The organism is Polyangium sorediatum (assembly GCF_029946465.1).
Lineage (GTDB): Bacteria > Myxococcota_A > Polyangia > Polyangiales > Polyangiaceae > Polyangium > Polyangium fumosum.
The window spans coordinates 36,388-47,955 of sequence record NZ_JARZHI010000045.1; the positions used below are offsets into that span (position 1 = coordinate 36,388).

Sequence of the window (11,568 nt, forward strand, 5' to 3'; positions counted from 1 at the left end):
CAGCTAAGAAGGGCGCCGATGGGCGCGACGCGGCACAAGCAGCTCGGCAAGGCGCAAAAGGTCGCGCTCGCCAGCGTCGCCGTCCTGGCCACGGGCGCGGTCGCGTTCGTGACCGTGCCGGAGATCATGCTCGCGCACGGGACGCGGGAGGCGAAGAAGTGCCTCGTGTCGTACGAGTCCGCCGCGCCGCCGGAGGTCCTGACCTGCCGCGAGCCGATGGAGTGGATGCTCCTGCCGGCGCGCCTGCCGTGGACCGCGAACCGCGCGCGCTACCGGGCCGAGGAGCTCAACGCGCGGGTCGCGCTCGCGAACTACGTCGAGGCGGCCGTCGGCGCGCCCTCGGTCGAGCGCTTGGCCAAGGCGGCAGACGCGCTCGACCTCGACGCCGAGGTCGTGAAAAAGGGCTCGCAGCGGCTCGCGTTCGACGAGCTCGGCCCCTCGGTCGGCGCGCCGGATCTCGGGCGGGAAGCCGACGCGCTGGGGGATCGCCGCACGCTGCTCGCGCGGGGTGACATGTGGCTCGATTTCCGCGTGCGGATCGCGGCGATGCGCGCGGCCCTGCTCGAAGCCGATCCGAAGCGCGCCGAGGCCCTCGCGCGGAGGTACGCCGATTACGATCCGCGGGATCACGACCACCGCACGGCGATCGCCGCGGTGCTCTGCCTGGGCGAGGACGTGACGCGCGGCTTCGAGATGCTGCCGTTCGTGCAAGATGATCGCGCCTCGCGAAGGTACGAGGGCATGTCGCGGGATTTCGGCGAGGTCCGCGCGCTGCTCGTCGCCTGCGCCGCGCGCGCGGGAAAATCGCCGCCGCCGATGCCGGAGAGCCCGAAAGCGGGAGGCGCGGACGTGGTGGAGCAACGCGCGCTCCTCCGGCTGCGCCTCGCTGCGGCCCGCGCGAACGGCGAGGCGACCGAGCCCGTGCAGGCGGCCATCGCGGCCGCGAGGTTACTGCTGGAGAACGGTCCACGTGGGCCGGGGGGGCGGGTCGCGCTCCTCGCGGCGGTGCTCGCGGCGGGCGCGGATCTCGACGCGGACGAGGTCGCTCGGCTGTCCCGCGCGCGCGACGACGAGGCTCCGCTCGCCGCGCCGCTCGCGTGGACCGCGACGGAGTGGCTCGCCGAGCGGCGGCCCGTGCTCGGCGACGTGGAGCCGCCGCCGGTGGTCCCGGGGGCGACGTTCGTGGCAGCGGCGCGCGGGGTCCTCGGCCTCGAAGCAAAGCTCCGCGCGTCCAAGGTGGGCCCCGAACGCGCGACGGCAGAGGCGCTCGTCGCGGCGCGCGGCGCGCTCTGGCTCGAAGCAGCAGCGGCGCTCGCGCGGGAGGGCGACGCGGCCTCCGGGGCGACCGCCGCGGACGAGGCCGCGACCGCGCTCGGCCTCGGGCCTCACGGCCGCGCGCTCGTGCGGTCGAACGTGTTCCGGCTCGCCGGGGATCGGGAGAAGGCGTTCGCGGAGCTCGCCGTGGACGACACGCCGGCGAAGGACGAGCGCACGGGCAAGGCCGCCTCGGATCCGCGGGTCCCGGCGGCGGTCGCGCTGCAGCGGGCCGAGCTCGCCATGGCGCTCGGCAAGCGCGACGAGGCGCGGGCGTCGGCCGAACGCGCGGAGGCGCGGGCCGAGGCCTGCCACGACGTGCTCCTCGCGGCGCGGGCGCGCTGGCAGCTCGCCGCGCTCGGCGCGAGGACGGCGCCGCCGCCTCCGTGGGCGGACGTCGAGGCCGGGACGGCGGTCTCGTGGATCGGCTTTGGCAACCCGCTCGAACCGTACCGGGCCGGCGACGCGGCCGCGCAATCGGCGCGGGTCACGCGGGCGCTCGACGGCTGGGCAGGCCTCGCGGGCGCGGATCCCTCGCTCCGCCACGCGGCGCGCTGGGCGGCGCTCCGGGATCGCGGCGATTCTCCGCCCTGGCTCGGCGTGCACCTCGCGCTCGCGGGGCGCCTGCTCGCGCCGACCGAGGGGGACGTGGAGATCTGGCTCGACGCGGTCTCGGCCTTCGACCTGCGCCGCTTCTCGCTCCGCTCCTATGCCTTTGCGCGGGCCGACGCGGCGCGCTTCCGCGGCGACGCCGAGGCCGCGACGCGCTGGGAGGCGCGTTATCGATTCTTGCGCGGCGTGGCCACAGATCCGACGCGGATCGAGCTCGCGCGGCACCTCGACCTGTAAAAGGTGCTATCGCTCTCTCCGATGCGACGGTCCCGCGCGCCCTTGCTCCTTGCTTCGTTCCTGTCGATTCTGGCCGCCGCGCCCGCGGCCGAGGCCTACGAGCGGCAGTGGCACGTCGGCGGCGGGCTCGGGTATTCCCTCGTCCTGCCCGGCCTGCCCGGCGAGAGCATTCCCACCACGGCGACCTCGCTCCACGGCTTCGGCGCCGCGCTGCACGGCACATACGGCCTCACGGACACGTTCAACCTCCTCGTCCAGGTCGACGGCAGCTTCGCCCCCGGCGCGACGCCCGTCGTCCTCGCCGGCGGCAGCGTGGGCATTGGATACGTCGTCGATATCCTACGCGTGGTCCCCTGGTTCGGCGTCATGGCCGGCGGGTATGCGGTCTCGGCCCTCGACCCTTGCGGCGCGGCGGGCGAGACGGGCTGCACGAGCGGCCGCCTCGGCTTCTCGTTGCCGGTTGGCATCGACTACCAGGTCAGCCGCAGCTTCACCGTCGGCGTGTCAGGCCGCTACGGTGTGCTCCTCCTCGGCCCGAAGGGCGGCGTCGATCAGATGATCGGCGCCTACCTCCGCGCCGAATACGTCTGGGGTTATTGAGGGGATTCTTTCGACCGCCGCGATCGCGGCCCCCGTTTCGGCGCCTCGGGCACCCGCGCGGTCGGCACCACGCTCCCGCCGGGGGTCGTGCTCGTCCGGGGCGGCTTCGGCGCGATCTTCTGCGTCGCGATCTGCGACGAATCATAACCTTTCGGCGACGAGACGATATCCACGCGGGGCGCCGTCCTCGACCGGTGCGACATCACGACCGCCGGGACCTTCGGCGTCTGCGCGGCGTGCCCTCCGGACGGCGTCCGTGGCACCCGCTGCGTGGGTGCGCACACATCCGTATCCGCGGCGACGACGAGCGCATTGCCGACCGGGAGGGGCGCGCGGACGGGCTTTCGTGACGTCTTTTGCTCGATGGCCCTCGGGGCGGAGGTCCAGCCGTCGCGGGCCGTGGACGGGCCGGCGGGAGGCACGGAAGGCGACCCCAAAGGCTTGCGCCGGGAGGGCGGCGGCGGGTGGTTCCGCGCCGCCGACACGCCTATCGGCGCGGCCGGCAGCACGACCTTGAGGAGCGCGCCGCCGAGATCCGATCGATCGAGCTCCAACGTCCCGCGGTGCGCGACCGCGACCTGCCGCGCGAGCGTGAGCCCGAGCCCGAGGGACTCCTTTTTCGTCGTGAAAAACGCGTCGAAGATCCGGGCCCGCACGTCGGGCGGGACGCCTGCCCCCGCGTCCTCCACGCGCACGACGACCTGCTCCTTGTCGCGCGTCACGGTCACGCACACGAGCGGCTTTTGCGGCTCCTCGCCGGCCTTCGCCTTCGTGCCCGCCTCCGCGGCGACCGCGCAGGCCTCGACCCCGTTCGTGAGCAAGGAGAGCAGGAGTTGACCGAGATCACTCCGCTTTCCTACGACAATCGGCGACGATCCATGCACGGCCGTCACCAGCAGATCGACATTCCGCGCGCGCGCCGTGGGCTCGACGAGGGCCGCGGCTTCGTGCGCGAGATCCCCGAGATCCACGGGCTCTGCGCTCGAATCCTCCAGCGCGGAGAGCAGCCGTGTCCCCGCGGTCCGCGCGAACCGGAGCGCCGTCGTGGCTTCGTCCTGGATCCGCGCGAGATCGTCGAGCGCCGAGGCCACACCGGGGAACCGCACGCGCAGGTGGCCGATGAGCTTCTCTTGCTCTTCGAGCTGCGTGCCGAGTGACGAGAGCGGCCAGCGCATCTCGTCGGCGAACCCCGCCGCGAGCGAGCCCAGGATCGCCAGCCGCGCGAGCTTCGCGTCCGCGCCCCGCCGTTCGAGCGCGCCCGCCGCGGGCTTCACCTCCTCGGCGGCGAGCGCCGCGGCGCGTCCCTGCGCCTTTTCGTGCGCCATCGAGAGCGCGAGCATGTTCGCCGCCGTCTCCAGCACGAACGGCGCCTCGGGCGAGAGCATCTCCGCCGACGGCGTGGCGACGACCAGCGCGCCGAGCACGTCCCTCCCGATCAGGATAGGCATGGCGAGGATCGTGCCCCAGCCTGCGCTGTTCACGAGCTCCCGATCGATCCGCCCGGCGAGCGCCGTGGCGGCGTCCATCTCCGTCGTGATGCGCCTCTTCTTGGCGGCCGTCTGTGCTGGAAACCAGGGCACCTCGGCGCTCGGGAACGTGCCGATGTAGGCGCGCAGCGTCGCGGGCAGCCCCACGTCGGCTTTTAGCTCGAGTCCGTCCTCGGTGGCCTCATAGGCGGCGCCGCGCTGCGCGCCCACGCCTTCGAGGACGAGCGCGAGGGCCTCGGAGAGCAGGCCGCCGGTTTTTCCGCGCGCGAGCAGCCCCGAGAGGCCGAGGAGCGCCTGGAGCGAGGGGCTCGGCCTTGTCGTGGCGGTCGTACGGCGGGCGGCCATGATGGCCCGAGCGTACTCGGAATCGGGGCGTTTCGGGGAGCGCTTCGACAGGACTAGGCTTCGGTGGTCTCCGAGGAAGCGCCACGCTCGTGTTCACCGGCGGCCTTGGGCGTGCTCACCCGCGAGAGGAGCGGCGGCACGTGCTCGTCGACATTCCGGATGCCGAACAGGGCGACGCCCACGGTGCGTAGCTGGTCGTGGCGGTCCTCCACGAGCTTCCAGAAGCGATCGCGGACCATGGCAGCCGCAGGGCGTGTGCGCTTCGCCCGGGTAGTGCTCGCGGGTTTCAACGTCTGCACGAGCCAGGTGCCCGTCTTCGCAAGCTCGTCGAGCTGCTCGTCCGAGAACGGGTGTTTCCCTGCGAGCGTCGGCGCGACCTCACGGAAGAGCCCCGCGATGTCGATGCAGTCGCGAGCGTTGTCGAGCTTGCCCTTGCCGGTGCGGATTGCGCGAACACGATCCTTCGCAATCAGCCCGAGCTCGGCGACGATCTCCAGGTACGTGAGCGTGAGATCACGCAGCGGGCCAACCCGTGAGAGTGCAGCGTCGATCTCGCGCGTAGATGTGGCCTTCGTGATGCGGCCATCAGCGTGGAGGAGGGCGAGCGCGAGGGCGGGAAGCTCAAGGAGTTCGTGAACGGCGACCTTCGGCAAGAGCTTCGGGATCTGGGCGACGTGAGGCCTGATGGCGTCTACCCCGCGGCGAACATTTGTCAGCGCAATGCTGACGTCACCGCTGCGCATGAGGACATCTTCAGCGGGCAACGCTTCGGCGAGGGAAAGGAAGTGGGTATAAGCTGCTGCGGCATCGTCGGTCGTAAAGGGCGTCTTGGGCGCTGCGTTTTTGCTCTTGACTCCGGCGGCACCTTTGGCAGTGGACGTCCGTTGGGTTGCACGAGCAACCGGTGGCTTCGTGATCTTGGGCATGTGGCCTCCACACTAGGAGGCCTAAGACTATGGGAAACACACGCACGAGGGTTGGCGCTTCACCGCTTCTTCCGAAGTTCAGGGATCGAGAACAAACGGCTCTGAACCGCCGGACGCACGATGTCTGTATCGTGTAGCTTCGTCGTCGGTTCGCGGACCTCTCCCTTCACGCCCTCCTTGCGGAGCTCACCCACTCCACAGAGCGTGTTCAGGCTCTCGCCAAGCATGTTCTTCGAACCAGGCGTGGTGTTACAGAGGTTCTCGTACAACGATCGAAGCGAGACGCCGTCCTTGTACTTCTCCTGCAACAGCGCGGGCAGCTCATCGATAAGCGCATCCACGGTCTGCGCGCGTGCGGAGTCGTCGAAGGCGAAGTCGAACGCGAGCTGATCCCTCGAGAGTTTCGATGGATCGAAGCCCAAGACGAGCATCTTGGTCCCGGGACGACCATGGTGCCGAAAATGGTTTGCGATGTCCCAGTGAAGTTCCTTCACCACGTCGTTGGCTCTTGCGCTGTTCGCCAAGTGCAAAAACCAGTACGAGCGACGGCTCGTGGTTGATGTGATGAAGAACGGCGTATAACAGGTCGCTCCCGCATGCTTTGCGAACGCCTCGTGGAGGAGCCACTGGACGTACAGCATGGTCTGGTTCCGGTCATGAACCTGCATCTCGTCAAGCTCGGCGATCTCCTTCCTGCCCTCTACAAGCGCAGTGAGGGTGTCCACGTCGACATGAAGGGATGACCGCAGCGTCGCAAGCGCCTCCCGGAGCGATGAAGCGTAGGCAGAGATGTGCTCCACAGCGAGCGTGAGGAACACCTCAGCTTTGGGTAATCGCTTAAGAATCCCACGGATCATGTCCACTGGGACATCGCTGTACCCGTACTGATCCAGAACGAAGATCGGTCGTGGAGTGGGCTTGGGCATGGACAGGATCTGATCGACGACGCGCCACACGTGTTCCTCGAAGGAGCCATGGATCCGATGCACCTTCTCCTGGCAGAACGCGTCTCCGAAGCGCTTCACGAGTGTATCGTCCAGGTACTTGAACGCCGCGGCGTTCCGTTCGATGAAGAAGTACCGTTCATCCACGACGATCGGCTTCTTGCGGGGCTTGTTTATAGCGTCGATCGCCTTGCGGACGCCCTCGATCAAGATGATGGGAGAGCCAGGGCGGATGATGGACTCGCCCTTGAGAACGTACTCGCCTCCCCCAGCGAAGCCGTCGACGACGACAAGTCCGAGCTGAGGCACCTTGCCGCCCCGCATGAGGATCTGTACGTACTGCTCTACGTACTTCTGGAGAATCGTGTGCTTTGCGAGGCTGTGCGGCTCCAGCACAGCCGGCCCGTTGCTCCAGTCGTATTCTTTCTTCGGCACGTCCGCCCCCGCCCTTCGTCACCTACTCTGCGGCGATCGCATCCTGCCCGAGCAGTCTACGTAACGCTACGGTCCGCCGTGCTCGCTCGGCTGCGCTGGGCGCTGCCGCTGCCACGATTTCCGGATACTCGTCGTACGTACGCCCCTGCAGGAGCCTCCCCGTCCGTGCCTTCAGCACCCCGCCCCACTGCTTGAAGAAAAACGGCACGCCCGCGTCTCGGCACTGATCCCGGAGCGACAGGACCCACGCCTCCTCCATCCGTCGTGCTCGAGGCCCGCTTTCTCCGCCGACGATCACCCAGTCGATCCCGCGCAGATCAACCGTACCTAGGTCTTGGAGCAGAGGCTCGACCGACAGGAAGCGGACCTTCGCCTGCGCCTCCCGCAGCGCATCGATGCGCGGCAGGCCGTACTTCCGATCCTCGACGCTCACGCCGAGCCAAACATGCTTCCGGTGCACGAGCCGTGAAGGCATCTGCGCCGTCAGATCACGTAGGCGCCGCGCCCGTTTTGTGAGCACCTGGTAGATGTGCCAGTCAGCGGTCGCCATGACCTCGAACACCTGCTGGACGTAGCTCTCCGGAACCTGTTCCTGAAACAGATCGCTCATCGAGTTGACGAAGATCCGTCTCGATCGGGACCAACCGACGGGGTCGAGCAGTTTGTCTGGGACGAGGCGAAGATCGAAGCCCTGCTCGTAAGGGTGGCCGGGGACACCTCGGAAGCGCTCCGCGAATGTTTCCGCGTAGCAATGCTTACAGCCAGGACTTATCTTGGTGCACCCGCGGACCGGATTCCAGGTCGCGTCCGTCCACTCGATAGAGCTCCCGTCACTCATGACAGCATCCGTAGCGTCATATGGACGTATGTACAGTATGAACCCTGGTAGGGGCAAGGGTTACATTTCTGGATGTACGCGTATCAGCCACGGTGCTTGCAGCTTCGCCGGACAAGCTTCACGAGCGCAGTTGTGCACCAGGCTCCTCAACGAGGTGAGTGGCCGAGGAGCCTGCGACATGTACTTCGTCAGGTGGGAGGAGGAGCGAAGGGGAACGTGCCAAGAACAGCTTCAGAAACACGCGGTCCTTGGCCGCACGTTGTAGAAAGGTCTTCACCCCCGGCCCCGCTCAGGGCCCCCCCGCGCTCGAAGCCCTTCCCTCCCCGAGCCGCTTCGGTCGCTCTACGCCTCTACGGGCAGGTCAAGCCGCCGCAGTCCTCGCTCTTCGGATCGAAATCGCTGCATTTGCTGTTCGGCTGCATGCCCCAGGTGCAATAGCTGAGGTAGCTGAAGCCGTCGATCGTATTGAACGTCATATTGACGTCCCAGAACACCGGCGCCGCGTAGCAACCGTTTTTATCGTAGCCGCGGTAATAGATCTTGTCGCCGACCTCGACGTTCGAGTCCTGGAGCTTGATCACGCCGAAGTCGCCGACCACGACCTCGCCCATCCCCATCGGCGCCGGGTTCGGCTGGGGCACGGGTTTGGCGTTCGAAACGCGCACCTTCACGCCGCCCCACGCGTTGTGGAAGTCCGCGTCCGTCGTCGAGCCGAGCTTCGCCACCTCCGCCGCGTCCGTGAACGCGTGCGGCGCCGGCACGGGTCCCGTCCCCGTCCGCGTCACCGAGCACGTGAAGGCGATCTGCGTCTGCGGCACCTTGCTCCCGTTCATCTCGTTCGCGCAGGCCGCGAGCAGGAACGAATCGGCCACGCCCGTGATGTCGAGCGTGTCGCCCGGCTTCACGTCGTCCGGGATCGCGTCGCCCGGCAGCGGATCGCCCTCGTAGTAGTTCGACAGCTTCGGGCAGTACGCCTTGTTGCCGCCGGGCGGGATCACCGCGGGCACGCCGTAGCTCAGCACCATCACCCCGGAGTACGCCTGCGTCTCCGTCAGGCCGGGCGCCGACACGAACACGCCCCAGAGGCAGTTGCCCGCGTTGCTCTGCGAGACGAGGAACTTGTGGCTCATGGCGACGGCGCCCTTCACCCGCACGGGGGTCCCCTTCCCGACCGCGCCCGCTGCCTTGGAGTTCGTGATCTGCTCGATCGTGACCTCCTTGCCGTCACACATCGCGCCCCCGGCGCCGCCGTCGCCGCCTGCGCCCCCGGCGCCGCCTTCGCCTCCGGCGCCCCCGGAGCCCGGCCCCGTGGGACCGGTCGCGCCGCTGCCGCCGTCGCCGCCCGAGGGGTTGTTGTTCTCCTCCGCCCGACACGCCGCCGAGAGGACGACACACAGCCCGAGCGCGAACGCCGCGCTCGTACCCAGAACAGACCACTGCTTTCGAAGGGACATGAAGGACCTCCTGCTCGCCGCTCGCTGCGCCGAAGAAAGATGCCCCGAGGCTACCACCGCCCCCTCCCCCTCGCCCGTCGCTCCGGACGTCCAGGCTCGCTCCGCCCTCCTCGCGGCTTCCGCGCCGCCCGCGTCTTCCTGGCCCGCCGCCCCTTTCCCGCACCTCGCCCCTTCCGCGTCTGCCGCCCGCATCGAGTATGCCTGGCTACACAACTAGGGACATCGGACCGGGAATAAAGCCGTTCGATGGGGGTTTGGGCCGCGCGATCGACGTCACCATGGCGTTGACACGGATCCGCCCACCGCTAGGATGCGCGCCGTTCGCTCGGGCTAGATCGCCAAGATCGCGAGATCCCGAGCCGAGGGGGCGCCGCCGTGCGGCTCTGGCGGACCCTCACCTGGTTTTACCGTGCAGCGACAAAGGGCGCTCAGGTGCGCGCTCTACCGAAGGAGGTCGGATTGTCTACCGACGTGATGATCGAGGCCAATGGGCTCACCAAGCGATACGGGGCGTTTCGCGCGCTCGACAAGGTGAGCTTCGAGGTCCACCGCGGGGAGGTGGTGGGCTTTCTCGGCCCGAACGGCGCCGGCAAGTCCACGACGATGCGTATTCTCACCTGCTTCATTTCCGCCACCGGCGGGACGGCGCGGGTGCATGGCTACGACGTATTCGACGATCCCCTCGAGGTCCGGAAGAAGATCGGCTACCTGCCCCAGCGCGCGCCCCTCTACGGGGAAATGAGCGTCTGGGAGTACCTGACCTTCGTCGCGGACATGCGTGGGCTCGAGACGTCCACGTTCAAGAAGCGCATGAAGAACATCGTCGAGGTCTGCGGCCTCGCGACGAGCCTCGGCAAGGACATCCGCGATCTGTCGCACGGCTACCGGCAGCGCGTCGGCCTCGCCCAGGCGCTCGTGCACGACCCGCCCATTCTCATCCTCGACGAGCCGACGAGCGACCTCGACCCGAACGAGAAGGCCGAGGTCATCAAGTACATCCAGGAGATCGGCAAGGAGCGCACGATCCTCCTCTCGACCCACAACCTGTCCGAGGTCGAGCAGGCGTGCGCGCGCGCGATCATCGTCTCGAAGGGGCGCATCGTCGCTGACGGGCCGCTCGAGGAGATCCGCGCGAAGAGCGGCCGGGTTCGCTACGTGGTCCAGGTGCACGAGAAGCGCGTCTTCGAGGGAGGCCCTGCGAAGAAGGCGCCGAGCGCCGAGGAAGTGCAAACGGCCCTCGAAAAACTGCCCGGCGTGACGAGCGTCGTGGAGCTGCCGACGGACGATCGCGCGCACAGCTTCCAGCTCGCGGGCGCGCAGGACGGCGACATCCGCGCGGAGATCTTCCAGCTCATCGTCTCGAAGGGCTGGCTCATGCTCGAGATGCGTCGTGAGGCGCAGAAGCTCGAGGACGTGTTCAAGGCGCTCACGAAGAACGACGAGCGCCGTGATCGCGGCCGTCCCGTCGTCGAGGACGACGAGGACGAGGCCGAAGCGGCCGCCGAGGACGAAGACGAGGACGAGGACGAGGACGAGTCCGCTGAAGACGAGTCCGATGAGGACGAGTCCGACGAGGACGAGGACGAAGACGAGTCCGACGAGGACGACAAGAAGAAGAAGGGCTGAACGCCGATGGGCACCACATTCATCATCGCGAAGCGCGAGTTCCGCTCGAACTTCGACTCGACGCTGGCCTACGTCGTGATCTGCCTCGGGCTGATCCTTCTGGGCTTTGTGTTCTTCGAGTTCGGGGGCGGTTTCTGGCAGCAGGACCGGGCCTCGCTCGTGCAGATCTTCGCGCAGGCGCCGCGGGGTTTGTCGTTCCTGATCATCCCCGTCGTGACGATGCGCCTCCTCGCGGAGGAGAAGCGCTCGGGCACGCTCGAGATGCTGATCACCCTGCCCGTGAAGGATCACGAGGTGATCCTGGGCAAGTTCCTCGGGGCGTGGGGGCTCGTGCTCCTGCTCGTCGCCTCGACGCTGCTCTACCCGCTGCTCATGTTCTTCAAGCCCTGGGATCTCGGCCCGCTCGACATGGGCCCGGTCTACTCGGGGTATCTCGGCCTGCTGCTCTACAGCGCGGCGGCCGTCTCGATCGGCCTTCTGATCTCGGCGCTCGCGGAGAGCCAGACGGTCGCGTTTTTCATCACCTTCGTGGTGCTCTTCGCGCTTCACATGGTCGGCAGCGTGGCGGACAAAATGCCGACGCCCTGGCTGCGCGAGGCGATCTCGTTCATCAGCTTCGACACCCGTCTCGTGCCCTTCGCGAAGGGCATGATCAACACCCGTGACATCGTCTACTTCGCCTCGATCGCGGTGGGCTGCCTGATGGCGGCGTTCCGCGCGCTCGAGCGTCGGAAGTGGGCGTAGGAGGAA

The 11,568-nt window shown here is 68.2% G+C and carries 9 protein-coding genes; 4 read left to right on the top strand and 5 right to left on the bottom strand.

What is annotated here, in order from left to right; all coding sequences use genetic code 11:
• Positions 1-18 precede the first annotated feature (18 nt).
• Positions 19-2,163 (top strand): hypothetical protein, encoded by a 2,145-nt coding sequence (locus QHF89_RS34495; RefSeq protein ID WP_136968488.1) that lies wholly within the window; start codon positions 19-21, stop codon positions 2,161-2,163.
• Positions 2,164-2,184: 21 nt separating this feature from the next.
• Positions 2,185-2,763 carry a hypothetical protein gene (locus tag QHF89_RS34500; RefSeq protein WP_136968487.1) on the top strand — a complete coding sequence of 193 codons (579 nt, stop codon included), beginning with the start codon at positions 2,185-2,187 and terminating at the stop codon, positions 2,761-2,763.
• Here QHF89_RS34500 and QHF89_RS34505 read toward each other — a convergent pair.
• The 5 genes from QHF89_RS34505 to QHF89_RS34525 form a co-directional block, all read right to left on the bottom strand.
• On the bottom strand, positions 2,757-4,595 hold the full coding sequence (locus QHF89_RS34505; protein ID WP_136968486.1) for an ATP-binding protein: 1,839 nt from the start codon (positions 4,593-4,595) through the stop codon (positions 2,757-2,759). The two genes, QHF89_RS34500 and QHF89_RS34505, sit on opposite strands and share 7 nt — an antisense overlap.
• A gap of 53 nt (positions 4,596-4,648) precedes the next feature.
• Entirely contained in the window at positions 4,649-5,521 is an 873-nt protein-coding gene (locus QHF89_RS34510; protein WP_136968485.1) for a hypothetical protein, read from the bottom strand.
• Between the two features lie 59 nt (positions 5,522-5,580).
• On the bottom strand, positions 5,581-6,900 hold the full coding sequence (locus QHF89_RS34515; RefSeq protein WP_136968484.1) for a three-Cys-motif partner protein TcmP: 1,320 nt from the start codon (positions 6,898-6,900) through the stop codon (positions 5,581-5,583).
• Positions 6,901-6,922: 22 nt separating this feature from the next.
• Positions 6,923-7,738 carry a DUF5131 family protein gene (locus QHF89_RS34520; protein WP_136968483.1) on the bottom strand — a complete coding sequence of 272 codons (816 nt, stop codon included), beginning with the start codon at positions 7,736-7,738 and terminating at the stop codon, positions 6,923-6,925.
• A 350-nt stretch (positions 7,739-8,088) separates the two neighbouring features.
• The gene (locus QHF89_RS34525; protein ID WP_284721289.1) at positions 8,089-9,192 is read right to left on the bottom strand and encodes a hypothetical protein; all 1,104 of its coding nucleotides are present in this window, start codon (positions 9,190-9,192) and stop codon (positions 8,089-8,091) included.
• A gap of 459 nt (positions 9,193-9,651) precedes the next feature.
• Here QHF89_RS34525 and QHF89_RS34530 point away from each other — a divergent pair, with 459 nt between their 5' ends.
• On the top strand, positions 9,652-10,818 hold the full coding sequence (locus tag QHF89_RS34530) for an ABC transporter ATP-binding protein (RefSeq protein ID WP_284721290.1): 1,167 nt from the start codon (positions 9,652-9,654) through the stop codon (positions 10,816-10,818).
• 6 nt (positions 10,819-10,824) lie between these two features.
• The gene (locus QHF89_RS34535; RefSeq protein WP_136932552.1) at positions 10,825-11,562 is read left to right on the top strand and encodes an ABC transporter permease; all 738 of its coding nucleotides are present in this window, start codon (positions 10,825-10,827) and stop codon (positions 11,560-11,562) included.
• The last annotated feature ends 6 nt before the right edge of the window (positions 11,563-11,568 follow it).